This window comes from Polaromonas sp. JS666 (genome assembly GCF_900103405.1).
Classification (GTDB): Bacteria; Pseudomonadota; Gammaproteobacteria; order Burkholderiales; family Burkholderiaceae_C; genus Polaromonas.
In genome coordinates this window covers 35,162-59,978 of the sequence record NZ_FNHX01000003.1, presented here as the reverse complement: position 1 = coordinate 59,978, position 24,817 = coordinate 35,162, and the positions used below count along the sequence as shown (strand labels likewise).

The window sequence follows — 24,817 nt, the reverse complement described above, 5'->3', positions numbered from 1 at the left end:
GCGCAAACTGCGCGGGGGCTGTGCCGCTTTTGTTGTACGAAAGGCCGGGGCTTAGCTCAGGTCGGCAATCAGGTCGATGTACTGCTGCATTGCATCTTCCTGCGAAGTGCCCTTGAGACTATTCCAGGCGTCCCACTTGGCGCGCGCGACCATGTCGCCGAAGCCGGGCTTTTTGTCGGTGTTGTCGCCGCTGCTGCCTTGCTTGTAGAGCGCGTATATCTTCAGCAGCGTGGCGTTGTCAGGACGCTCGCTGAGGTTTTTCGAATCGGCCATGGCTTTGTCGAAGGCGGCTTTCAGGTCTGACATGAGGGGATCTCCGTTTTTAGAAGTGGGTCACCAATGAGGTGCTTGGGGTAACTGCCCGGTATCTTAGCGAGGCCGTTCCCGCCAAAATAGGGAACTTACCCCATCCGGGGTGGATTCGCAGCAGTTTTGCATTTGGGAGTGCTCATGGTTACACGCGTTACCGCCCAGGCCGCCGGCCGGAAAGTGGCAAAAAACGTCCAGAAGAACGTCAAGCGGGCCGTCTCGGGAACCCTGGGTATTTCGGGGGAGCGCATGAGCAAGGTCGACACGGCCTGGCTGCGCATGGACAACGATGCCAACCTCATGATGATCGTGGGCGTGTGGCAGCTGGCACCCGGCGTCAAGCACGCGGCGGTCCGCGAGCGCATTGAGGGCAGCCTGCTCAAGTACGACCGCTTCAAGCAGCGCGTGATGGAAGACGCGGCCGGCGCCACCTGGGTGATGGACCGCAATTTCGACCTGGCCAACCATGTGGTGGCCGAGAAACTGCCGAAATCGGCCAACCAGGAGCAGGCCCTGCAGGACCGCGTGGCCGAGCTGGCCACCCAGCGCCTGGACCCGAAACGCCCGCTGTGGCAGATCCACCTGGTCGAGGACTACACCGGGCCCGACGGCGTCAGGGGCAGCGCCATGATCGTGCGCATCCACCACTGCATCGCCGACGGCATCGCGCTGATTTCGGTGACCATGTCGCTGGTCGACGGCGGCGCGCCGCCGCCCGAGCGGCGCAAGAAGGCGGCGGCCGCCGGCCCGGAAGACTGGATCGCCGACACCCTGCTCAAGCCCTTTACCGACATCACGGTCAAGGCGCTGGGTGCCGTGGGCGAAGGCGCGGCGCGCTCGCTGGGCATGCTGGGCGACCCGAAAAAAGGCATGGAGCAGGGCGTGAGCGGCTCCTTCGACATGGCCAAGGTGCTGTTCCAGCTGCTGTCCGACTCGGCCGCGCTGGCCCTGATGCCCGACGACTCCAAGACGCGGCTCAAAGGCAAGCCCGGTGGCGCCAAAAAAGTGGCCTGGTGCCAGCCGATCCCGCTGGACGAGGTCAAGGCCGTGGGCAAGGCACTCAACTGCTCCATCAACGACGTGCTGCTCAGTTGCGTGGCCGGCGCCCTGGGCGAGTACCTCAAGACCTTCGGCGACGACGTGGCGGGCCAGGAAATCCGCGCCATGGTGCCTGTGAATTTGCGGCCGCTGGACCAGGCGCACAAGCTGGGCAACCGCTTCGGCCTGGTGCCGCTGGTGCTGCCCATAGGCATAGACAACCCGATCGAGCGCGTCTACGAGGTGCGCCGCCGCATGGCCGCGCTCAAGGGCAGCTACCAGCCGCTGCTGGCCTTCAGCCTGCTGGCGGTGGCGGGCCTGTTGATCAAGCCGGCCCAGGACATGATGCTCAACCTGTTCGCGAAAAAGACCACGGCGGTCATGACCAATGTGCCGGGTCCGCGCGAAAAGCTCAAGTTCTGCGGCTCAACGCTGGAGCAAAGCATGTTCTGGGTGCCGCAGTCGGGCGACATGGGCCTGGGCGTTTCCATCCTGAGCTACGGCGGCGGCGTGCAGTTCGGCGTGATCACCGACAGCACGCTATGCCCGGAGCCGCAGCGCATCATTGACGAGTTTGTGCCGGAATTCGCCAAGCTGTCGATAGTGACGCTAATGCTGCCTTGGGGTGAATGAACGCCCGCGATGCGTGGAGCGCGCATCCCCCATCCAGCGGGGGCCGCGGAACTGGCTTTGCCAGGCCGCAGGCGCCGTCCCCTGCAAGGGGAGAGGGGGCTACACGAAGTGAGCCCCAACAGGGGTGAACCAGTTCAGGCGGCAAAGCGCCGCGCGGCTATTTCCCGCAGCCCGTCAAAACAGGTCAGAGGGCAAAGCGGCGGGAAGCGATTTCTAGAAGCCCGTCAAAAATCAGGCTGTCCACGAGTTCGAACTTCACCGACATGCTGGGCGCCATCTTCCAGCCCGCGCCGCCGGTCATGATGCATTCGGGCGTCTCGCCGCAGTGGCGCGTGATGTTTTCGACCATGCGCTGGACGGCGCCGGCGATGGCGAAGGTGCCGCCGCTGGTCAGCGCGTCGCTGGTGTTGGTGGGGAAATCGCGCACCTCGCCGGTGGGCACATGCAGGCCGGCCGTGCCGGACTCGAGCGCGCGCAGCATGATGCCGTGGCCCGGCAGGATGATGCCGCCCAGGAATTTTCCGGAGGCGTCTATGGCCTCGACGGTGACCGCCGTGCCCACCATGACGACCACGCAGGGCTTGTGCACGCCGCGCGCCAGCAGGCGGTGCCGCGCCCCTATGATGGCGACCCAGCGGTCGGCGCCCAGGCGAGCCGGATGGTCGTAGCCGTTGCTCACGCCGGCCTCCTGCGGGCTGGAGACCACCCAGCGCGGCGCCACGTCCCAGAGTTCCATCTGCTCGGCCACGCGCCGCTTGATGGCGTCGCCGGCGACGATGCAGCCCAGGGTGCGCGAAGGGATGGGCAGGCCGTTCCACTCCTCCTCCGCGAGCCTGTCGATGTTCTCCAGGAACACCGCCCCCTGTGCCAGCAGCTTGGCACCGGCCACGGGCGCCTCGTACTGGGCCCATTTCAGGCGGGTGTTACCCACATCAAGCGCTAGGAAGGTCATTTGGCGGATTATGAACAGGTTTGGCGCCGCGCCCCGGCCGGCGGCCTAGGGGTTTCCAGTAGGGTTTCTTTGGGAATGCAGGGTCAAATAAGGCCAAACCAGCAGGCCCGCTGGATGGCGGCCAGCTTGTTGTCGACCCTGAGCTTGGTCATGGCATTGGAGAGGTGGAAATTGACGGTGCGCTCGCTGCAGGCCAGCAGCTCGCCGCTTTCGCGCGCCGTCATGCCCTGGAAGGCCAGGCTCAGGCACTCGAGTTCGCGCGGGCTCAGCGGGCTGCGCGCCTCGGCCAGCGCGCGCTTGAGCAGCGGCCAGATGTTGAGCGCCGACCAGGCCAGCAGGGCCGCCTCGCTGCGGTCGTGCCACTGGCGCGGGCTGAACAGGTAGCACTCGAAGGCGCGGCCCACGGTAAGCGGAAAGGCGATGCGCACCACGCTCTGGTAGCCGTGGGCCAGCCAGAGCCGGCGCCAGCGGCCCAGGCTCTCGAAAGCCGATTTGGAGATATCCTGCCAGGCCACCAGGGGCGCATCGGAGTCTCGCCAGGGAGCGCCGAAGTCGCGGCTTTCGGCCAGGGCTTCGGCCGCCTCGAGCAGGCGCGGCGGGTGGATGGCCAGCACCAGCCGGTCCTCCTGGCCCGCAAAAGGGTCGGGGCCCAGCACCATCAGGGCCTCGACCGAAAATTCGCGCAGGGCGCACAGCCAGTCGCTGATGACGCCATCGAGGCTCACGCTGTCAAAGTTGGCAGGTAATAGCATTAGCTTGACGGAAAAAGAACCGGGACAATACAGTCACATGTCAAATGCATCATCAGTCAGGTTCCCTGTTGTGCTGGAGAGATCTTTAAAGTGAGGAGCGCGCGCTTCCACGCGTGGCTGGCGCAGCGCCCCTTGCTCCAGTGGCTGCGCGAGGAACTGGTACTCGCCCCGCTGGAGCCCATTTTGCATCCATCGCCGCGGCGTCTGTGGTGGCTGGGGCTTTCTTTTTTTTCGGGCAATGCCCTGTTCGCCTGGATCTGGTCGGCCTGGCTGCCCCAGCCCTATGAAAACCTGCCCCTGCGCGTGATGGCCAGCCTGCTGGGCTACAGCCTGATGACGCGGCGCGTGAACCACGACCCGAGCAGCCGCCTGGCGCAAAGGGTGTTCGGCCTGGTGTTCTGGGTGGAACTGCCGGTGCTGTTCAGCTGGATGTACCTGTGCAACAGCGGCAGCACGGTGTGGCTGGCCACCATGGCGGCCATGGTGCTGATCTACTACCACGTGACGGACTGGCGCCTGGCCACGCTGGGCACCATCACGGGGGGCCTGCTGGCCTTCGGGGCCTTCATGGCCATCGGGCCCGCGGTTCCCCTGCTGCCGCCGGAGCAGCGCGCAGTCCACGCCGTGGTCTTCGCCTTTGCCTGGTCGATCGCGCTGGTGCTCAATCTGTCCTCGGCCAACCTGCGGCGGGAGCAACTCTCCAGCACGCTGACCACCATAGGCATCATGGCCCATGAACTTCGCACGCCGCTGTCGACGGCGGCCCTGCTGGGCGACGCGATCCAGCTGGAGGTGCAGCGCCAGCCCGACAACCCGCGCGCGCAGCAGCTGGACAAGCTGGCGCTGCGCCTGCACGCCCTGGTGCGCAACATGAACCACCAGATCGACACCCAGATCGCCAACGCCAAGCTGCTGCAGCTGCCGCGCTACACCGAGCGGGTCTGGGCCAGCAAGGTGGTGCAGGACGTTGTGGTGGCCTATCCCTACCAGTCGAGCCGCCAGCGCGACTGTGTCAAGGTCATCATTCATGACGATTTCAGTTTCCGTTCTTCCGCCACCCAGTTTTCCCAGGTGCTGGACAACCTGATCAAGAACGCCCTGCACTCCCTGATGGCGGCCGACTCGAAATACCCGGCCGGCGCGCTGCGCATCGAGGTGGGCCATTCGCAGCATCGCGGCCGCATTATCGTGGCGGACGAGGGCATGGGCATAGACGCCGCCTTGTTGCCGCAGATTTTTAAACCTTTTTTCTCCAGCAACCGCGGCACCGGCCACGGCCTGGGTTTGGCGTTTTGCCAGCAAGTGGTACAAAGTGCAGGCGGCAACATTCATGTGAAATCCGAGTTTGCCGTGGGCGCTGTTTTTACCATCGAACTGCCCATGGCGCCCTGATGCCCTTGATAGCCTGCCTGCAATTGTGTATGACTGCTTTTGACAACCCACCCTAAAACGACAAACATGTCCTTTGCACTCTACCGCCGACCGGGAGGCGTGGTCTTTCTGGACGACGACCCGGACTATCTCGAAATGCTGGCCGAGGTCATGCCGCTGGACTGGTATGTGCGCCTGTTCCTGCGGCCTGTGGCCTGCATAGACCTGCTGCTCAAAGAGCCGGCGCGCTGGGAAGCGGACGCCTGGCGCCAGCAGGAAATCATCAACCGCTGGCGCGAGGGCGCGGCCCTGATCCCGCAAATCCTGCAGTACTGGCGCGAAGACGGCACGGCGCGCTTTGCGCTTACCCAGGTCTGCGTGGTCGACTACTCGATGCCGGCGATGAGCGGGCTGCGGGTGCTCAGCGAGCTGACGGGCTGGTCCGGCGCGCGCGTGCTGCTGACCGGGCGCGCCGACGAACAGCTTGCCGTGTCGGCCTTCAACCGCGGGCTGATCGAGCAGTTCATCCCCAAGCAGTCCCCCGAGATCCGGCTGCGCCTGACCGACGCCATCCAGGCGCTGCTGCGCCAGCCCGACGGGCGGCACCAGCAGACCTGGCGCTCCACGCTGTCGCGCGAGCAGCACGCCCTGCTGTGCGAACCCACGATCGCCCAGGAACTCGAAAACCTGGCGCTGCGCCAGGGCTGGATAGAGCATGTGGTGATAGGCGCGCCTTTCGGCGTGCTGGCGCTGGACCGCAAAGGCAGCGCCAGCTGGCTGCAACTGGAGCCGGCGGCCAACCTGCGCGAACTCGCGGAGATCGCCGAGTCCCAGGGCTGGGATGCGGCCACCGTGCAGGATGTGGCCGCGGGCAAAAAACTCATAGACCTCGAACTGCAGCTGGCGCTGGGCGCCGGCCAGAAGCCGCAGCCGCGCCAGGCCTTCACCATCGCCTCGGGCACGGCCGTGCTGCACGCCGCGCTGTTCAGCGTCGGCGAGGCCTTCAGCCCGGGCTTTATGACCAGCCACGAGCGCTTTATCGCTACCTCCGGCGAGCGGCAACTGCAAGACTAGGGGCCTATGCCTCGGCCTGGCCGGCCCGGGCGCGCCGCGCGATCGGCCAGTCCCAGGGCTTGACGATGGGCGCGATCTCGCGGGCCACGCCTTCCACATGCTCCAGCTCCGACTCGGTCAGGCCGGCGTTCAGCGTCATGCGCATCATGGCGCGCTTGGCGCTGGTGGCCGGCGCGCAGAACATCGAGGAAAACACATTGCGCTCCTCCAGCCGGTCGCGCAGCACCATGGTGTCGCTTTCCGAGCCGACTTCCAGCGCGATGATCTGCTGGCTGCCCTGGTGGATCGGGTAGCCAAGCTCGCTCAGCGAGGCGCGCAGCCGGCGCGTGTTCGCGTGCAGGCGCTTGCGCGCGTCATCGCTGCCCCGGATCAGCTCCAGCGTCGCGGCCAGGCCCGCGATCTCGTGCGGCAACAGGCTGGAGCTGAAGATGTTGGGAAAACTCGAGCACAGGATGTAGTAGCGCATATGGGCCGGGGCGGTGAAGAAACCGGCGCGGCCCGCGAAGGCCTTGGCCAGGCTGGCGGTGATGAAGTGCACCCGGTCCGTCAGGCCCAGTTCGGCGCACAGGCCCGCCCCCTGGGGGCCGTGCGTGCCCAGCGAGTGCGACTCGTCGACCAGCATCATGCAGCCGTGGGCCTCGGCCACATCCACCATTTCCACCAGCGGGCACAGGGCGCCGGTGGTGCTGTAGACCGAATCCACCACCACGATGCCGGGGCCGTTGCGCGCGATCATGCGCGCCAGGTGGGCCGGGTCGTTGTGGCGGAAAGCGAAAGCCGGCGCGCGCGCCGCGTGGGCGCCTTCCCACAGCGAGGCATGGGCCAGGGTGTCCAGGTAGATCGGCGTCTCGGCGTCGGCAATTGCCTGCAGCAGGCCGACGTTGGCCGCGTAGCCCGACTGGCAGATGAAACCGTCGTCCTTGCCGACCCAGGCGGCCAGCGCCGTCTCCAGGGCATGCGTGGGGTGCTGGTTCAGGTGGAAGACGCCGGACTGCACCACGAACTCCTGCGCCTTGCGCAAGGACTCGACCTGGGCATGCACGATCTGCGGATGCCCGGTGATACTCAGGTAGTCGTTGCCGTCCAGGCGTATGGCGTTGGAGTCCGGCGTGCGGCCGTGGAGCATGAATTTCCCGCCCCATTGCTGGTCCCAGCGCGGCTTGAAATCGCGTGCGATGCGCTGGCTCAGTTGGGCTCCCAGGGCGGGATTGACGGGCGCCTTGGCGGCGGGTGAAAGTTCGCGTTCGAGTACTTGCATGGGAGCTCCGTTAGAAAGAGGAACCCCCATTGAAAGCGCTCAAACAAATTGATACGTGTTATCCCCTGTCAGAACTGACAGGGGTCGCGCTCATACACCAAATTTCAGCAAATGTAATGTGAACTATTCACTTCATTTTTTCCAGGCTCTCACCTATTGACTTACATGACTAAGTTACAAAAGGTACGGTCATCCGGCATTGCCGGGGATATTTCGGGCATTTAATTTTTTATCCCTGCTTCCATGGCAGGCCCTGCAAACGCCAGCCTCCCCTATGGCCGCGCTGTCCCTGTTCGTCGGCGTCCCCCTCAAAGCCCTCCAGGATGTTGTAGGCCTCCAGGCCCAGTTCCGCCGCGCGTTTGGCGGCCGCCACCGAACGCACACCGCTGCGGCATAGCAGCACGGCCTTCTTGCCGGCGGGCACGGCCGCCTTCAGCCCCTCGTCAAAGCCCGCATTCATCGCCATGCCCGGCCATTGCTTCCAGGCCAGCGGCACGGCGCCGGGCACATAGCCCACCCATTCGCGCTCGGCATCGGTGCGCACGTCCACCAGCACGGCCTGGCCCGACTGCACCCATTCAAACGCCAGGCGCGCGGGGATGTCCCCGGCATAGCCGGCGGCCGGCCGGACTTGAAGCGGGGAGCCGGCGTTCGCTGCAGTAGAGCTGGTCATGTCATTGCCTGTCATATAAAGAAAAGAAGAAGGGAAAAGTGAAAGCGTCCAGGCAAGTTTATTCCCGGGCCGCGGCCCGCGGCAACAGCAGGGAGAAAGCGCGGCATGCACAATCACAGCGGCAAGCCAGCCCACCGCCTACCGGAGACATCAATGCCGACCACCCGCACAGACCCGCCTCTTTTCCCCGACGCCGCGGCCGGCAAGGCGGACCTCAAGGCCCTGGCCAGGCTGCTGGCCCGGTGGCAGCCGCCGCAAACCGGCATGGACGGCCAGCCGCCGTCCGGCCAAAAAGCCGGCAAGCCCTGGGCGCTGGCCGGCCTGGACCCGGCCGCCAAGCCCTTTTCCAGCGGCGACAAACAGCGCGACAAGGCCCTGGTCGATACCCTGGCGGCGGAACTCGACGAGCTGCAAAACCTGTTCTACGCCGACAAGCGCTTCAAGCTCCTGGTCATCCTGCAGGGCACCGACACCGCCGGCAAGGACGGCACCCTGCGCGGCGTGTTTGGCCGCATCAGCCCGCTGGGCGTGCACACCGTGAGCTGGCGCGCGCCCAACGAGGCGGAGCGCGCCCACGACTACCTGTGGCGCATCCACCAGCAAGTGCCTGCGGCCGGCGAGATCACCCTCTTCAACCGCAGCCACTATGAGGACGTGCTGGTGCCGCCCGTCAAGGGCTGGATCACGCCGGCGCAGACGGCGCAGCGCTACCGCCACATCAATGACTTCGAGCGCCTGCTCGCGCAGACCGGCACCGTGGTCCTCAAGTTCATGCTGCACATCAGCCGCAACGAGCAGCGTGAGCGCCTGCAGGCACGGCTGGACGACCCGACCAAGCAGTGGAAGTTCAACATCGACGACCTGGAGGCGCGCAAGCAGTGGAAGCAGTACCAGCAGGCTTACGAAGACCTGCTGCGCGCCACCAGCACGCCCTGGGCGCCGTGGACGGTGGTGCCCGCCGACTCCAAGACCCACCGCAACCTGATGATCGCCACCGTGGTCCGCGCCACACTGGTGCAGCTGGGCCTGCGCTTTCCGCCCGGCGATCCCGCGCTCAAGAATGTGAAAGTTAAATAACCCCCGCCGTTCTCACTTCGCTTCGCTGCGTGTAGTGCCTACCCCCTTACAGGGGGCGACGCGAGGCGCCCGGCAAAGCCGGTTCGCCCGCGTCCGCTGGTTCAGAAGATTGCAAAGAGTCTGACAGCACGTCAGGCACGTTGCAGTGGATTCCCGCCCGGACTGCAAAAACAGTTTCACCCGCATCGGGGGTAATCGAAGAGCCATTCGGCCGCTGCGTTGGTGGAAACCCTCTTTGTAAGCCTTGGGCAAGGCGGAATGATGAGTGTTCTTAGTGTTCGTATGTTTTCCAACAACAGGAGACAGTCATGACCGAGAGCAAAAGCCCCCGCAGGCGCGGCCTGCTGAAAGGCGCCGCGATTGCCGCCGGCGCCCTGTCCGCCCCCATGGTCGCCATGGCGCAGACAACCTCCTTTCGCTTCCAGAGCACCTGGCCGGCCAAGGACATCTTCCATGAATATGCCAACGACTTCGCCAAAAAAGTCAACGACATGGCCGGCGGCCGCCTCAAGATAGAGGTGCTGCCCTCGGGCGCGGTCGTGCCGGCCTTCCAGTTGCTCGAAGCCGTGAACAAGGGCACGCTGGACGGCGGCCACGGCGTGGTGGCCTACCACTACGGCAAGAACAACGCCCTGGCCCTCTGGGGCTCGGGCCCGGCCTTCGGCATGGACCCGAACATGGTCCTGTCCTGGCACAACTACGGCGGCGGCAAGGCCCTGCTCGAGGAAATCTACAAGGCCATCGGCATGGACGTGGTGTCCTACCTGTACGGGCCCATGCCCACGCAGCCGCTGGGCTGGTTCAAGAAGCCCATCGCCAAGGTGGCCGACATGAAGGGCCTGAAATTCCGCACCGTGGGCCTGTCGGTCGATATCTTCACCGCCATGGGCACCTCTGTGAACCCGCTGCCCGGCGGCGAGATCGTGCCGGCCCTGGACCGCGGCCTGATCGATGCGGCCGAGTTCAACAACGCCAGCTCCGACCGGGTGCTGGGTTTCCCCGACGTGGTGAAAAACTGCATGCTGCAGAGCTTCCACCAAAGCGGCGAGCAGTTCGAGATCCTGTTCAACAAGGCCAAGTACAACGCGCTGCCGGCCGAGCTCAAGGCCATCATCGACTACGGCGTGCAGGCCGCCAGCGCCGACATGAGCTGGAAGGCCATAGACCGCAACTCCACCGACTACGCCGAAATGAAGAAGCAGGGCATCAAGTTCTACAAGACGCCCGACGCCGTGCTCAAGGCGCAGCTGGAAGCCTGGGACAAGATCATCGAGGAAAAGGCCCAGGCCAACCCGCTGTTCAAGAAAGTGATCGATTCGCAAAAGGCCTATGCCGCCCGCACCATCCCCTGGCAGAACGACTACATGGTCGACTTCAAGATGGCCTACAACCATTCCTTCGCCAAGAAGAAGGCCTGACCCTGCCAATCCCGGGGCCAAGCCGGCCAGCCCTCCACCCCTGGACGGCTGGCCTTTTTGATGGGCACACCGCTTCACTATGAATACGCAAAAAATCCTGCACACCGCCGACCACATCAGCACCTGGGTCGGCAAGGCGGCCGCCTGGCTTATCGTGGTGCTGATGCTGGTCGTCTGCGCCGAGGTTTTCAAGCGCTACGCGCTCAACGCGCCCACCGCCTGGATCTTTGACGTCAACAACATGCTCTACGGCACGCTGTTCATGCTGGGCGGCGCCTACACGCTGGCGCATGACGGCCATGTGCGCGGCGACTTCTTCTACGGCTCCATGAAACCCCGCACCCAGGCCTGGCTGGACCTGGTGCTCTACATCGTCTTTTTCCTGCCCGGCATCCTGGCGCTGACCTGGGCCGGCTGGACTTACTTCAACGAATCCCTGGCCATGCGCGAGCAAACCTTCAATGCCACTCCCATCCCGCTGTATCCCTTCAAGTTCGTGATCCCGGTGGCCGGCGCCATCGTGCTGATGCAGGGGCTGTCCGAAATCCTGCGCTGCATCGTCTGCATACGCACAGGCGCCTGGACGCCGCGGCTGCAGGACGCGCAGGAGTCCGACGTGGTCGCGCAGCAACTGGCCGGCAGCGAGTTTGTCGACGAGGAAGCACGGCGCCTGGCGATCGAGCAGTCCCGCACGGTGAAGGGTTAATCATGAGCAATGCTGTTCTCGGCATGACCATGCTCGGCCTGATCGTGGTCGTGATCATGATGGGCTTTCCCACGGCGTTCACGCTGATGGGCCTGGGCATGGTCTTCGGCTTCGTCGCCTTTTACGACCCAGCCGTCCATTTCTGGGACAACCGGATCTTCGACCTGATGGTGCAGCGCGCCTTCGGTGCGATGACCAACGAGACCTTGCTGTCCATCCCGCTGTTCGTGCTGATGGGCTATGTGATGGAGCGCGGCGCGCTGGTGGACAAGATGTTCCACAGCGTGCAGCTGGCCTTTCGCAGCGTGCCGGGCTCGCTGGCCGTCACCACGCTGATCATCTGCACCTTCTGGGGCATCGCCAGTGGGCTGGTAGGCGCCGTCGTGGTCCTGATGGGCGTGATCGCCATGCGGCCCATGCTCAACGCCGGTTATGACACCCGGCTGGCGGCCGGCGTGATCACCGCCGGCGGCACGCTGGGCATCCTGATCCCGCCCTCGGTGATGATCATCGTGTATGCGGCCGTGGCCGGCCAGTCGGTGGTCAAGCTGTACGCCGCCGCCATGTTCCCCGGCTTCTTCCTGGCGCTGCTCTACCTCGTCTACATCATTGCCTGGGTGCTCATCAACCCCAAAATTGCACCCAGGCTGCCGCCGGAGCAGAACCGCGCGCCCGTGCCGGCCTGGCTGCAACAGGTGACCGCCGTGTATTCGCGCAGGGCGCTGCCGGCGCTGGCCATGGCTGTCGCGGCTCCGGGCAAGGCGCTGCAGGCGGGCGCGCAGGTCAGCCGCGGCTTTTTGCTGCGCAGCCTGGGCACGGCCCTGGTGCCGCTGGCACTCGCGCTGGTGACCCTGGGCGGGACCTGGTGGTATGTGGTCATCCATTCGCAGGCCGACAACAACGCTCAGGTGGTGGCCGCGCGCGCCGCCAAGGCTGCGGCGCCGGCCGGCGGCGGCCTGCAGGCGCCTGCCGCCACCGGCGGGGTTCAGGAACCGCCGGCTGATACCGGTGTGAAGGAGCCGCCCGCGGAAGAAGGACTCAAGGAGCCTCCCGGCGACGCAGCGGCCAAGGAGCCGGCCGAAGCCGGCGGCCTGCAGGCGCCGCCGGGGTCGGAAGATGCGAAGCCGGCGGCCGCGGCCGCGGCCGATGCGCCGCTGCAGGAAATCGGCGAGCCCTCCGGCTCGGGGCCGCAGACCGCGCCCGTGCCCGAGTCCTTCTACACGGGCTTTGCCATCGCCTGCGTGCTGGCAGTGGGCCTGCTGCTGTGGTACTACCGGCGCTTCGACGCCGAGCAGTTCGAGATCCTGCGCATGCTGGTGAGCTCGGTCATGCCGCTGGCCTTGCTGACCATCGTGGTGTTGGGCGTCATCCTGTTCGGCATCACCACCGCCACCGAGTCGGCGGCCGTCGGCGCGGCCGGCGCCTTCCTGATGGCCTGGCATGCCGGCACGCTGGACTTCCAGAAGATCAAGGAGGCGGTGTTCCTGACCTGCAAGACCACCTCCATGGTCTGCTGGCTGTTTGTCGGCTCGGCGCTGTTCTCGGCGGTATTCGCCCTGCTGGGCGGCCAGCGCGTGGTCGAGGAGTGGGTGATGGGCATGAACCTCACGCCGCTGCAGTTCCTGCTGCTGTCGCAGGCCATCATCTTCATCCTGGGCTGGCCGCTCGAGTGGACCGAGATCATCGTGATCTTCGTGCCCATCTTCCTGCCGCTGCTGGCACATTTCCAGATCGATCCCATCCTGTGGGGCGTGCTGGTTTTCGTCAACCTGCAGGCGGCTTTCCTGTCGCCGCCGGTCGCGATGTCGGCCTTCTATTTGAAGGGGGTGTCGCCCCCGCATGTGACCATCAACCAGATTTTCGCCGGCATGATGCCCTACATGCTGATCGTGATCCTGTGCATGGTCTTTATGTACATCTGGCCGGCCCTGACGCTCTGGCTGCCCAAATACCTGTACGGGTAAACAGCCCGGGGCCGCTCAAGCCCCGGCTTCACACAAAAAGGGCGCCCCGCGGCGCCCTTTTTCCTGGGCGCCGCCGCCCCCGGGGGCGCACACTTGATCGGCTTCTGTTAAGCGGCTAAGATTGACGTTTACGTAAACGTCAATTCAACAAGCCACAGGCACAGGCGGCCCCCGCCGCTTACGGAGACACGCATGACCGACATGTCCGCTGAATACAAAGCGCTCGCCAGCTACCGCCCCACGCACAAGGTGCGCTTCATCACGGCGGCCAGCCTGTTCGACGGGCACGACGCGGCCATCAACATCATGCGGCGCATCCTGCAAAGCATGGGCGCCGAGGTCATCCACCTGGGCCACAACCGCAGCGTCGACGAGGTCGTGACGGCAGCCCTGCAGGAAGACGCCCAAGGCATCGCCATCAGTTCCTACCAGGGTGGGCATGTCGAGTACTTCAAGTACATGGTCGACCTGCTCAAGAGCCGCGGCGGCGAGCACATCCAGGTTTTCGGCGGCGGCGGCGGCGTCATCGTGCCGCCCGAGATCCGCGAGCTGCATGCCTACGGCGTGACCCGCATCTACAGCCCCGAGGACGGCCAGAAGATGGGCCTGGCGGGCATGATCGGCGAGATGGTCATGCGCTGCGACAAGGACCTGACCGGTTTTGCGCCCAAAAACGTCAAGGCCATTGAAGGCCATGGCGAGATGAACTGGCGGGCGCTGGCCCAGCTGATCACCGCGCTTGAGAATGGAAAAGCCGATGCGGCGCTGGTCGATGCGGTCCGCAACCAGGCCGCCGGCCGCAAGATTCCCGTGCTCGGCATCACCGGCACGGGCGGCGCCGGCAAGTCCTCGCTGACCGACGAACTCATACGCCGCCTGCGCTTGGACCAGAACGACAAGTTGCGCGTGGCCGTCATCAGCATTGACCCCTCGCGCCGCAAAAGCGGCGGCGCGCTGCTCGGCGACCGCATCCGCATGAACGCCATCAACCCGTGGACCGTTCCTGCGGCCGGCCAAAAGAACGCCGACAGCGGCCAGCGCGTGTTCATGCGCAGCCTGGCCACACGCGACTTCGGCTCCGAAATCAGCCAGGCTTTGCCCGACGTGATCGCCGCCTGCAAATGCGCGGGCTTTGACCTGATCGTCGTCGAGACCTCGGGCATAGGCCAGGGCGACGCCGCCATCGTGCCGCATGTGGACGTGCCCATGTATGTGATGACGCCCGAGTTCGGCGCGGCCAGCCAGCTGGAAAAAATCGACATGCTGGACTTCGCCGAATTCATCGCCATCAACAAGTTCGACCGCAAGGGCTCGCTAGACGCCTTGCGCGACGTCTCCAAACAAGTGCAACGCAACAAGGAAGCCTGGAGCACGCCGGCCGACAAGATGCCGGTCTTCGGCACCATGGCAGCACGCTTCAACGACGACGGCGTCACCGCGCTTTACCAGGCGCTCAAGCCGCGCCTGGCCGCGCTGGGCCTGGCCCTTGAGGGCGGCGTGCTGCCCGCGGCCGAAGTGCGCCATAGCACCAACCAGACGCCCGTGGTGCCGGCCGCGCGCACGCGCTACCTGGCCGAGATCAGCGACACGGTGCGCGGCTACAAAAAGCGCGCCCGCGCCCAGGCCCAGCTCGCGCGCGAGGTGCAGCAGCTCAAGGCCGCCGCCACCATGCTGAAAATCGACAAGCCCGACCGCGCACCGGCCGCCGAAGCCGCGCTGGACCTGGCCGGCCACCGCAAGGCGCGCATGGACGCCGACGCGCGCGCCTTGCTGGCCCAGTGGCCCGACATGCAGGCCGCTTATGCCGGCGACGAATACGTGGTCAAAATCCGTGACAAGGAAATCCGCACCGCGCTGACCACCAAGTCGCTCTCCGGCACCACCATCCGCAAGGTAGCCCTGCCGCAGTACGAAGATCACGGCGAGATCCTCAAGTGGCTGATGCTGGACAACGTGCCCGGCAGCTACCCCTACACCGCCGGCACCTTCGCCTTCAAGCGCGAGGGCGAGGACCCCACCCGCATGTTCGCCGGCGAGGGCGACCCCTTCCGCACCAACACCCGCTTCAAGCTGCTCAGCGAAGGTATGGCCGCCAAGCGCTTGTCCACCGCCTTCGACTCGGTCACGCTCTACGGCAACGACCCGGCACTACGGCCCGACATCTACGGCAAGGTCGGCAACTCGGGCGTGTCCATCGCCACACTCGACGACATGAAAGTGCTGTACGACGGCTTTGACCTCTGCAACCCGTCCACCTCGGTCTCCATGACCATCAACGGCCCGGCCCCGACCATCCTCGCGATGTTCATGAACACGGCCATCGACCAGAACCTGGACAAATTCAAAAAAGACAACGGCCGCGACCCAACGGCCACCGAAGCCGCCAAGATACGTGAATGGGTGCAGGAGAATGTGCGCGGCACGGTGCAGGCCGACATCCTGAAAGAAGACCAGGGCCAGAACACCTGCATCTTCTCCACCGAGTTCAGCCTGAAAGTCATGGGCGACATCGCCCAGTACTTTGTGCACAACCGGGTGCGCAACTTCTACAGCGTCTCCATCAGCGGTTACCACATCGCCGAGGCCGGCGCGAATCCCATCAGCCAGCTGGCCTTCACGCTGTCCAACGGCTTCACCTTTGTCGAAGCCTATCTCGCGCGGGGCATGCACATCGACGACTTCGCGCCCAACCTGAGCTTTTTCTTCAGCAACGGCATGGACCCGGAGTACACCGTGATGGGCCGCGTCGCGCGCCGCATCTGGGCCGTGGCCATGAAAGAGAAGTACGGCGCCAACGAACGCAGCCAGAAGCTCAAGTACCACATCCAGACCTCGGGCCGCAGCCTGCATGCGCAGGAGATCCAGTTCAACGACATCCGCACCACACTGCAGGCCCTGATCGCGATTTACGACAACTGCAACTCGCTGCACACCAACGCGTTTGACGAAGCCATCACCACGCCGACCGAGGAATCGGTGCGCCGCGCCATGGCCATCCAGCTCATCATCAACCGCGAATGGGGCCTGGCCAAGAACGAGAATCCCTCGCAGGGCGCTTTCATCATCGAGGAACTCACCGAGCTGCTCGAGGAAGCGGTGCTCAGCGAGTTCGAGCGCATCGCCGAGCGCGGCGGCGTGCTGGGCGCCATGGAAACCGGCTACCAGCGCGGCCGCATCCAGGACGAGTCCATGCACTACGAGATGCTCAAGCACACCGGCGAGCTGCCCATCATCGGCGTCAACACCTTCCGCAACCCGCACGGCGACGCGGTACAGGACAAGCTCGAGCTGGCCCGCTCCACCGAGGAAGAAAAACAAAACCAGCTCAAGCGCCTGGACGACTTCCACCGCCGCCACGCCGCCGAATCACCGGCCATGCTCAAGCGCCTGCAACAGGCCGTGATCGAAAACATCAACGTCTTCGAGGTGCTGATGGACGCGGTGCGCGTCTGCTCGCTGGGGCAGATCACCAATGCGCTGTTTGAGGTGGGTGGGCAGTACCGGCGGAATATGTAAATCGCCGGGGACTGCTATGACCCAACTGATCAATGGCAAATTATTTGAGCTATTGACGAATCCTTCCAGCACTGGTAACGATGGATAACTCGACGAAGCTGGAGCCAGAGTGCTGTCCGGGTTTAAAGCTGATCACGTAACCACCAAGGTCAAAATTGCTCATGCCGTCCAAGGCTAGAACGGTCCCTTCGCGGCTGGGCCTGCTGCCTTGGCGGCGTATCGCCTCGGAAATGACGCGAGCGGCGATGTAGCCCTCCATCATGGCGTAGCTCACAGGCACTTCCAGGCTGCGCACCTTGGCTGCAGTGTCAGCAAATTCCTTGACGAGCTGGTTGGAGACCTTGTACGGACTTGGCGTCACTTGGGCGATAGCCACACCTTGCATCTGCTCCGGGGACAGCCGTTTAGAGAGTTGCTCGATGTCGGCGCCCGAATGCGCAAGCAGTTGAGCCGCGCCGCCAGCGATACGGTACTTCTCAATAAAGCCGGCCGCGGCAGCCCCGCTGGAAACCATGATGATCGCTTGCGGCTGCATGTTCATGAAAGTGTCCACGGCGTCAGTGACGCCGACCGTGTTTGCGACGTAGGAGCCGCGTCCCTCGATAGTCGCCCCGGCTTTCCTGGCCGCATCCTCGGCCGCGGCGATGACCGAAGTCGAGCCCGGCCCAGCCTCATGGAAAAACCCCAGGCGCTTGATCCCGATGGTGGCCAGATGCTCAATGAGTTTGGAAATCTCGTCGCGCAGGCCTGCCCGCACGCTATACAGGTAGGGAACGTCCGGCTGGATCTCCGAAGTGCGGTAGCCCACCAGGGCAATCTTCTCTTTTGCCAAAATGCCCGCAGACAACAGACCGGCCAGATTCCTGCCGCCAAAGTAACCGGCCAGGACCATCGGGTTATCTTCGGCAATCATCTGCTTTGTCAAGGTGACTGTGTCCTCGGGTGCTCCCCCATCGTCCTTGCGCAGGAGTGTGAACTTATGACCGTTGATGCCGCCGGCCTTGTTCAGGGCGGTGAAATGCAATTGCATGCCGGCGGCGTAAGCGCGGCCCTGACCGGCCTCCGGCCCTGACATGGGGCCGACCTGTCCCACCACGATCTCGGCGGCGAGTATCGGACCAGCTCCCGTCACAAGGGCAGCCACGGCCAGTGCCGTCAGGGCCTTGGCGAAAGCCGACGATAAACAACGCTTGCGCATGATGAGAGTTTCCTTTTGTGCTGCAAATCTGACGGACCTGGGTATCGATCAGTGGTCAGCAAGGCTGTATTCCATGGATCAAAGAAGGGATTCTGGCCCGCCTCTTCGTGGGCGACCGAAACGTGTACCGTCATCGACCTCGGCCTCGAACTGCAGCTGCGCCAGCAGTTGGCGAACCTTGACGCCTTGCGGCCTGGCAAGGCTGTCGCGAAGCGGTGCCAGGCGCTCTTGCGGAAGAATGCCTGTTGTGCATTGTTCGAATTTGACTTTCCGCTCCAGGGCCGAAAACGGATTCAGGAATGACCCTTTGGCGTGTTGAACGACGCGCTCCAGGCGTCGTCCGCCCTTCAAGGTCACGGCTGTGGTGTGGGGAAGCAGCTGCGTCGCGGTTTCTGCACGTGTCGAGTTCAAGCGCAATTCGACGCGCGGCATGAGCCGTCGGGTCATATCGTCATGCACCGCTTGCGGTGTGAAGTCGGCCAACGTGACCCTGCCGTAACGGAGCATCGTTGCCACCGCGTAAGGCATGGAGAACATGGCCTCGCGGGGATTCCTGGGCTCCGGGTATTTGAGGTTCACCAGGTTGACGCGCCCTACCCATGTTTCGACATGCTCAACGTCCTCCATGCCGAATCGGTTTTCGGTGGCGAGGGCTTGTAACGCGTCCAGGCAGCGGTGCGTGGACGCACAGTTGGGATACAGCTTGAACGCCAGGCCGTGGCTGTCGATCGCCAGCGGGCCGTCACCGACCGCAGCCACGGATTGCCAGTCGGCCGCAGAGCCCCCGGCGTAGAGCGCGCCAAACCCGTGCGGGCCTTCCAGGGCTTTCTCGCTGCCCGTGACGCCCGACGCTGCAAGCGATGCGGCCAGGACACCGCCTTGCGCCGCCAGTCCGGCATGCACGGGTTTCGTGTCGGTGCCGAACTGGACCTTGGGTCCAGCTGCCATGGAAACGGCCAGGCTCAGGGCATGCGTCATCCTGGCCGCGTCCAGCCCAAGCAGTCTGCCGCAAGCTACTGCGGCAGCGATCACTCCAATGGTTTGAGTGCCGTGCCAGCCTTTTTCGGCATGAGACCGGTCCATCGCCATCCCGACGCGGGCCATCACCTCGCTCCCGACGATCAGCGCGTCCAGCACGGCGTCCAGTGTGGCATCCATCTCGTGGGCTTGCGCCAGGATGGCTGGGATCACAGCGCAGCCAAAATGGCCACCGGCAACGAAAAACATCTCATCCAGCTCCCGCGCATGGGCAGCCGTGCCGTTGGCCAGCGCACTGAAGGCGGCACAAGTCCCGGTGTTGCTACCCACCACCGGGACCGGTCCCGCGACACGCAATCCCGCCCGTACCGAGGCGCAAACCGGATCCCCCGCACCTGCCACCATGGCGGCGATGGTGTCCTCCAGGGAGTGCTCTGCCGTGCGCAGGGTGGATTCGCCCCAATGATTGGGGACCGTGGCGGCCCAGTGCGCGAGAACATGAGTAGCGGGAACGGAGGAGCTGAGCATGCTTGTCTTTGAGGTGTGTTTGGTATGGGGTGCGCCTATCAGCGCATCCTTGTGTGAAGCGAATAGCCGAAACGCAACTGCAGGCCTACGCGAAAGGCCTGGCAACATCAATCAAGCTTCACTCCGGCGTTACGGATGACGTCACCCCATTTTTTGGCCTCGCTGTCGATATGCGTCTTGAAAAACTCGGGGCTTCCCCCGAGTGCGACCTGCCCTACTTGCGCGAATTCGGCCTTTGTCGCAGGCGCCTGCAGCCAGTTGTTGATCTCGCGGTTCAGGCGCAGGATCACCGGCCGGGGCGTGCCCGTCGGAGCCACAATGCCGCCCCAGGCTACTACCTCGAAGCCTGCAATGCCTGCCTCCTCCATGGTCGGAACATCCGGCAGCAGCGCCGAGCGACGTTTGCTGGTAATCGCGAGCGCACGCACCTTGCCCGACTGAATGGCGCCCACCATGGACGGCAGGTTGTCGAACATGAAGTCGATCTGCCCGCCGATCAGGTCGGTCTGTGCCTGCGGGGCCCCGCGGTAGGGAATGTGGCTGAAGCTGATGCCGGCTTTTTCCTTGAGGATTTCGCCGCTGAGGTGGCTGGTGGTGCCGTTGCCGCCCGAGCCCATGGCCAGGCGGCCCGGGTGGCTCTTGGCATAGATGACCAATTCGCGCACCGAGGTGATGGGCAAACCCTGGCGGACCACCAGCACATTGGGGACCTGCGAGAGCACCACCACCGGCACCAAGTCTTTGTCGGGGTTGTAGGGCATCTTGGAAATCAGGCCGCGGTTGATCGCCATGGTCACGATATTGCCGAAGCCCAGCGTGTAGCCGTCGGGCTTCGCGGTAGCCACCGCCTGCATGGCGATGGTGCCTGCCGCGCCCGGGCGATTCTCGACGATCACCGATTGCTTGAGCTTGTCCTGCAGGTAGTAGGCCAGCTTGCGGCTGGTCTGGTCGGGCGTGCCGCCGGCGGCCGAGGGTACGATCAATTTGATAGGCTGGGTCGCGGGCCAATCCGCCGCCAGGGCGGTGCCAGCCAGCGTGGCCGCCGCCAGCAGCAGTACAAGGCGTGCTTGAAATTTCGACATCGATGACTCCAACTTCTGTTCTTGAGGGGCGCCTTACCGGGCGCCCTGAATATCTGACATACGCGATGGCCTGTCCAACGGAATAAGCGCATACCCCCCTGCATTTATTTCATGACCACACAGCCTTTTTCATTGCGGACGAATCGATGCCATGCCAATAATGGCCGTAACCGCCATGAAATATCCGACGCAGCGCCACCTGCCCTCCATCGTCAACCTCAACACCTTCGAGGTGATTGCCCGTCGCCTGAGCATCACTGCCGCCGCCGATGAACTGGGCCTGACGCAAAGCGCGGTGAGCCGCCAGCTGTCGGACCTGGAGGGCTTTGTCGGCGTTGCGCTGTGCCGGCGCACAACCAGCGGGATGGAGCTGACGGTTGACGGTGCCAGCTACCTGCGGCGGGTGCGAACCCTGCTGGACGAGCTGGAGTCAGCAACCATCGCCGCGTCCATGGGCTCCATGCCGGGCAAGATACTGCGGCTGTCTGTGCCCACCACCTTTGGCACGCTGTGGGCCATGCCACGGCTGTGCGCCTTCGCCACCGCGCACCGGCAGATCCAGCTGGACGTGGCCACGCATACCGGGCCCATCAGCATGCGCGACTCGGGGCTGGACGCAGCCATCGTCCACTGTGAAGGGCCGGAGCCTGGCTGCGTGGCCGACCTGCTGCATCCCCTGCACTCCTTTCCTCTTGCGGCGCCCACGCTGAGCCGGCTGGTGGCGCCGCTGACGGGTGCGCAAATGGCCGCGCTGCCCTTGTTGCACCAGAGCATGGCGCCCAACTCCTGGGCAGCCTACCTGCGGCAGCTGGGCGCGTCTGTAGAAGTCCCGATGCCGGGCGCCCACTACGGCCTGCTGTCGCTTGGGTTGATGGCAGCAGAGGCCGGCCTGGGCGTCGCATTGGCGCCGGACTATGCGAGCGCCTCAGCGCTGCAAGCCGGGCGCCTGGTCAAGCTCAATGACAAGCCCTTCATTTCGCCGCGCAGTTACTTTCTGGTGACGACGAACGAGCGCGCCAAGGCGCCCGTCATCCAATCACTGCGCCAGTGGTTGACGGGCCAGTCCGAAGGAGCACCCTGAAGACTCACAGGAGGTGCAATACCCGTGCTTATTCAGCCTTAATGCCGCGTTTTCGGGCTAGCGCGCCCCACCGCGTCATTTCGCTGGCGAGCAGCGCGCTGAACTCCTCTGGCTTCCCACCCGCCACGGACAGGCCGTCCTGTGCCATTCCCGCCTCCATGCCCGGCGCAGTCAACGCGTCGTTGATCGCTCGATTGAGTTTGGCTTGAATTTCTTTCGGAAGCCCTTTTGGCGCCACCACACCGTGCCAGTTGGTGACCTGGTAGCCAGGAAAGCCCGCTTCCATCACTGTCGGCACATCCGGGAGCGCGGGCAGGCGCTTGGGGGTGGTGACGGCCAACGCCCGCAGCTGCCCGGACTTCACGAAAGGCATTGTGGAGGCCACGGTTCCGAAGACCAGCTGGATGTGGCCGGCGATCGCGTCAGTCAGGGCCGGCGAGGTGCCCTTATAAGGGGCGTGAACAACCTCAATGCCCGCGGTGTCCAGGAAGTATTCGGAAACCATGTGGACGATGCTTCCGTTGCCCGCCGAGCCATAGGTCAATTTTCCGGGCTGCTTTCTTGCCAAATCCACCAGTTCCTGTAAGTTCCTGGCCGGAACCTTCGGATTGACGGCAACGATGAAGGGCCCACGAGCCAACTGCGCGATCGGTGTGATGTCGTTGAGAGAATCGAAGGACAGCTTGTAGAGGCTGGGGTTGACCGTGTAGCTCGCGGCGGCAAGGAACAGCGTGTAGCCGTCAGCGGGTGCCTTCAGCGCCAGCTCGGCGCCCAGATTGCCGCCGGCCCCGGGCCTGTTCTCCACGATGACGGGCTGCCCGAGCTTTTCGCCCAGCCTGACTGCCAGAAGGCGTGCAATGAAATCCGAGCCGCCACCCGGCGCAAAGGCCACGACGATCTTGACGGGTTTGGATGGGTAGCTGGGTTGTGCAACGGCCATTGAGCCAAGCCCGAAGGAGGTGGCCGCGACCAGGCCGGCCATCAAGATCCGGCGGCCTCGCTGACAGGCCCATCGCTTGATGGACCACCATGAAACGGCCCGCAGCAGCTGCGGCCCTTCAAGCCTGCCGGCCAAGGTTTTTATCGTGGGATGCATATCTGTCTCCTGTAGGTTTTGATGAAAGATGAAGCGGGATGTCAAAAACAAGGATCCATTAATTTGTATTAAATGATCACTTTCAACATTAATAGGCGTGCTTATTGATTTGAACTTGAACAAAGGTTTAGCGAGTGAAGACGTCCTTGCCGTGGACTTTTCCGCGGCGGGCACCGTCGAGGTGTGCCCGCATCAGCGAGGCGGCCTGCAGAAACTCGTGCTGATTGATGGCGTCCAGGATGCCCAGGTGCTCTTGCGCCTGCGTTTGACGCGCCCCACGTTTCGAAGCTTGCCGATACTCCACCAGGCGGCGAAGCTGGTTGATTCGCTTGACGGATTGCAGGACAAAGCGGTTGTTTGACCACTGCGCCAAGGTCTCGTGAAAGCGGCTGTTGGCTTCGAACAGCTCAATGGCGGTCATGGTCTTGAAGCCGCCATCGACGATGAGCTGTTGCTCGCGGCGAAGCTCCCTCAACTGGCCGGCGTCGAACCGGAATGATGGGCCCAGCAAGCCGGTGGGTTCCACGGCCTGCCGGAATAGATAGCTCTCTTCATAGGCCTCGGGCGAATCGATCATCGAGCTGAAGCACCATCCGTGCCCCACGCGCTGCTCGATCCAGCCTTCCTCGCTGATGCGCGCCAACACCTTGCGCAAGGTGCTGCGCGCGACATTAAAACGGCGCATCAGCTCGGCTTCAGTCACCTCGTCGGATAGCTTGCCCGCCTGGCGCTCCTCGGCGATGGCGAGATACAAGGGATCGTCTGGCTGGCTCGAGAACCTGGCGGCGACTGCGTCCCAGGCCTTGGCGTCCTGCACCAGGAAATAGCCGCGGTTGAGATCCTGCTGCAGGACTCCGAGTTTTGACAAGTGCCGCAGCGCGGCCTGCACAGGGGATCGGGAGGTTCCAATCTGCTCGGACAGGTGCACCTCCGGCAAGTGCTCACCGGCGCGCCGGCCTTCCCGGCGTACAAGCGCGACGATTTCCCTGGCAACCTTGGTTTGCAGGGGGGTGAGTTCGCGAGATGATGAAGTACTCATCAGCATAGTCTAGCCCGTCGCCTGAATTCCGCTGAGTCAGTCGATCTTCATGTTGAGCTGCTTGATCAGCTTGGCCCAGCGCGCGCTTTCCTGCGCAATCAGCCGTCCAAAATCCTGCGGACTGGAACCGACCGGTTCGGTCATACCGGACTGCAGCCGCTCGCTGATTTCAGGCGTCTTGAGCGCTCCGGTTGCCGCGAAGTTGAGCCGCGAAATCACTTCTTGTGGCGTTCTCTTGGGGACAACCAGGCCGAACCAGGAGGCAAACTCATAACCCTTCACCCCGCTTTCTGCCACTGTCGGCACATTGGGGAGCACCTTGGAGCGCTTGCTGCCCGTCACGGCCAAAGCCTTGAGTTTTCCGGCCCTGATATGGGGGAGCGCACCCAGCGGGAAAGCCAGCACCAGATTGGTCTCGCCGCCCAATGTGCCGACGATGGCGGGGCCGCCGCCCCTATAGGGAACGTGGGTCAGGTCGACCTTGGCCATGGCCTTGAGCATCTCGCCGGCCATGTGGTTCGCGCTGCCGCTGCCGGCCGTGCCATAGGTAAACCGGCCCGGCTCCTTGCGCGCCAGCTCCAGCAACTCCTTCAATGTATTCGCGGGAACCCCGGGATTCGCGCAGATCACCAGGTCGATCGAAGCAAGCTGGGTGACCGGCTCGAACTGGTCCAGCTTGAAACCCGGATTGGGATACAGGTGCGGATTAAAAACCATCGTACCCTGGTTGACAAAGGTCACGGTGTAGCCATCAGGCGCGGCCTTGGCCCCGAGCGCCGTTCCAATGTTCCCGGCAGCGCCGCCACGGTTATCGATGATGACCGGCTGCCCCAGCAGTTCCTGCATCTTGGCCTGGAGAGTCCGGCATACGGCATCCGCATCGCCGCCGGCGGGCTGCGGAACGATCAGGGTAATGGGCTTATTGGGATAGCGGCCCTGGGCACCGGCTGCCAGGGGAAGAAATCCGCCAAGCGTGGGCAGTGCCGCAGCGGACATGGCTTTGAGAAGGGCTCTGCGGTCAATGGGGTTCATGGCGTCTCCTATCAATAAGTACGTCGATTGACGATTGTTGAA

Annotated in this window: 20 protein-coding genes; 9 read left to right on the top strand and 11 right to left on the bottom strand. The window is 64.1% G+C overall.

Annotation, left to right across the window (positions count from 1 at the left end):
* Positions 1-51: 51 nt before the first annotated feature.
* Positions 52-306, bottom strand: a complete 255-nt coding sequence (locus BLQ85_RS08525; RefSeq protein WP_074575921.1) for an acyl-CoA-binding protein — start codon at positions 304-306, stop codon at positions 52-54.
* A 144-nt stretch (positions 307-450) separates the two neighbouring features.
* Between BLQ85_RS08525 and BLQ85_RS08520 the strand changes: the two genes are divergently transcribed.
* On the top strand, positions 451-1,980 hold the full coding sequence (locus tag BLQ85_RS08520) for a wax ester/triacylglycerol synthase family O-acyltransferase (protein WP_139200929.1): 1,530 nt from the start codon (positions 451-453) through the stop codon (positions 1,978-1,980).
* A gap of 184 nt (positions 1,981-2,164) precedes the next feature.
* On the opposite strand, the gene BLQ85_RS08515 is transcribed toward BLQ85_RS08520, so the two are convergent.
* Both BLQ85_RS08515 and BLQ85_RS08510 read right to left on the bottom strand, forming a co-directional pair.
* Positions 2,165-2,932 (bottom strand): type III pantothenate kinase, encoded by a 768-nt coding sequence (locus BLQ85_RS08515; RefSeq protein ID WP_074575919.1) that lies wholly within the window; start codon positions 2,930-2,932, stop codon positions 2,165-2,167.
* A gap of 83 nt (positions 2,933-3,015) precedes the next feature.
* Positions 3,016-3,684: a helix-turn-helix transcriptional regulator gene (locus BLQ85_RS08510; protein WP_074575918.1), complete on the bottom strand. Its 669-nt coding sequence runs from the start codon at positions 3,682-3,684 to the stop codon at positions 3,016-3,018.
* 90 nt (positions 3,685-3,774) lie between these two features.
* Between BLQ85_RS08510 and BLQ85_RS08505 the strand changes: the two genes are divergently transcribed.
* On the top strand, positions 3,775-5,076 hold the full coding sequence (locus BLQ85_RS08505; RefSeq protein ID WP_083336792.1) for a sensor histidine kinase: 1,302 nt from the start codon (positions 3,775-3,777) through the stop codon (positions 5,074-5,076).
* A gap of 66 nt (positions 5,077-5,142) precedes the next feature.
* Positions 5,143-6,129: a response regulator gene (locus BLQ85_RS08500; RefSeq protein WP_074575917.1), complete on the top strand. Its 987-nt coding sequence runs from the start codon at positions 5,143-5,145 to the stop codon at positions 6,127-6,129.
* 4 nt (positions 6,130-6,133) lie between these two features.
* Here BLQ85_RS08500 and cqsA read toward each other — a convergent pair whose 3' ends face one another.
* On the bottom strand, positions 6,134-7,387 hold the full coding sequence (cqsA, locus tag BLQ85_RS08495; protein WP_074575916.1) for an alpha-hydroxyketone-type quorum-sensing autoinducer synthase: 1,254 nt from the start codon (positions 7,385-7,387) through the stop codon (positions 6,134-6,136).
* A gap of 229 nt (positions 7,388-7,616) precedes the next feature.
* Positions 7,617-8,060 carry a rhodanese-like domain-containing protein gene (locus tag BLQ85_RS08490; RefSeq protein WP_074576747.1) on the bottom strand — a complete coding sequence of 148 codons (444 nt, stop codon included), beginning with the start codon at positions 8,058-8,060 and terminating at the stop codon, positions 7,617-7,619.
* A gap of 153 nt (positions 8,061-8,213) precedes the next feature.
* On the opposite strand from BLQ85_RS08490, the gene BLQ85_RS08485 reads away from it, so the two are divergent.
* The 5 genes from BLQ85_RS08485 (at position 8,214) to icmF (ending at position 16,741) form a co-directional block, all read left to right on the top strand.
* Entirely contained in the window at positions 8,214-9,137 is a 924-nt protein-coding gene (locus BLQ85_RS08485; protein WP_139200928.1) for a PPK2 family polyphosphate kinase, read from the top strand.
* Between the two features lie 308 nt (positions 9,138-9,445).
* Positions 9,446-10,555 (top strand): TRAP transporter substrate-binding protein, encoded by a 1,110-nt coding sequence (locus BLQ85_RS08480; protein ID WP_074575915.1) that lies wholly within the window; start codon positions 9,446-9,448, stop codon positions 10,553-10,555.
* 79 nt (positions 10,556-10,634) lie between these two features.
* Positions 10,635-11,261, top strand: a complete 627-nt coding sequence (locus tag BLQ85_RS08475) for a TRAP transporter small permease subunit (protein WP_074575914.1) — start codon at positions 10,635-10,637, stop codon at positions 11,259-11,261.
* 2 nt (positions 11,262-11,263) lie between these two features.
* Positions 11,264-13,225: a TRAP transporter large permease gene (locus BLQ85_RS08470; protein WP_074575913.1), complete on the top strand. Its 1,962-nt coding sequence runs from the start codon at positions 11,264-11,266 to the stop codon at positions 13,223-13,225.
* A 192-nt stretch (positions 13,226-13,417) separates the two neighbouring features.
* Positions 13,418-16,741 carry a fused isobutyryl-CoA mutase/GTPase IcmF gene (gene icmF, locus BLQ85_RS08465; protein WP_074575912.1) on the top strand — a complete coding sequence of 1,108 codons (3,324 nt, stop codon included), beginning with the start codon at positions 13,418-13,420 and terminating at the stop codon, positions 16,739-16,741.
* A 49-nt stretch (positions 16,742-16,790) separates the two neighbouring features.
* On the opposite strand, the gene BLQ85_RS08460 is transcribed toward icmF, so the two are convergent.
* The 3 genes from BLQ85_RS08460 to BLQ85_RS08450 form a co-directional block, all read right to left on the bottom strand.
* Complete coding sequence (locus BLQ85_RS08460; protein ID WP_074575911.1) at positions 16,791-17,939, bottom strand: ABC transporter substrate-binding protein; 1,149 nt, start codon at positions 17,937-17,939, stop codon at positions 16,791-16,793.
* 78 nt (positions 17,940-18,017) lie between these two features.
* A complete protein-coding gene (locus BLQ85_RS08455; protein WP_175456075.1) occupies positions 18,018-19,445 on the bottom strand; it encodes an MmgE/PrpD family protein in 1,428 nt (475 codons plus the stop codon).
* Between the two features lie 107 nt (positions 19,446-19,552).
* The gene (locus BLQ85_RS08450; protein WP_074575909.1) at positions 19,553-20,527 is read right to left on the bottom strand and encodes a Bug family tripartite tricarboxylate transporter substrate binding protein; all 975 of its coding nucleotides are present in this window, start codon (positions 20,525-20,527) and stop codon (positions 19,553-19,555) included.
* 175 nt (positions 20,528-20,702) lie between these two features.
* Between BLQ85_RS08450 and BLQ85_RS08445 the strand changes: the two genes are divergently transcribed.
* Positions 20,703-21,608 (top strand): LysR substrate-binding domain-containing protein, encoded by a 906-nt coding sequence (locus BLQ85_RS08445; protein WP_175456074.1) that lies wholly within the window; start codon positions 20,703-20,705, stop codon positions 21,606-21,608.
* 28 nt (positions 21,609-21,636) lie between these two features.
* Here the strand turns inward: BLQ85_RS08445 and BLQ85_RS08440 are convergent, their stop codons facing one another.
* From BLQ85_RS08440 to BLQ85_RS08430, 3 genes are all read right to left on the bottom strand, one after another.
* Positions 21,637-22,704, bottom strand: coding sequence for a tripartite tricarboxylate transporter substrate binding protein (locus tag BLQ85_RS08440; RefSeq protein ID WP_083336790.1), 1,068 nt, complete (start codon positions 22,702-22,704; stop codon positions 21,637-21,639).
* 127 nt (positions 22,705-22,831) lie between these two features.
* The gene (locus tag BLQ85_RS08435) at positions 22,832-23,743 is read right to left on the bottom strand and encodes a GntR family transcriptional regulator (RefSeq protein ID WP_083336817.1); all 912 of its coding nucleotides are present in this window, start codon (positions 23,741-23,743) and stop codon (positions 22,832-22,834) included.
* Between the two features lie 36 nt (positions 23,744-23,779).
* Positions 23,780-24,775 (bottom strand): Bug family tripartite tricarboxylate transporter substrate binding protein, encoded by a 996-nt coding sequence (locus tag BLQ85_RS08430; RefSeq protein WP_074575906.1) that lies wholly within the window; start codon positions 24,773-24,775, stop codon positions 23,780-23,782.
* Positions 24,776-24,817 lie beyond the last annotated feature (42 nt).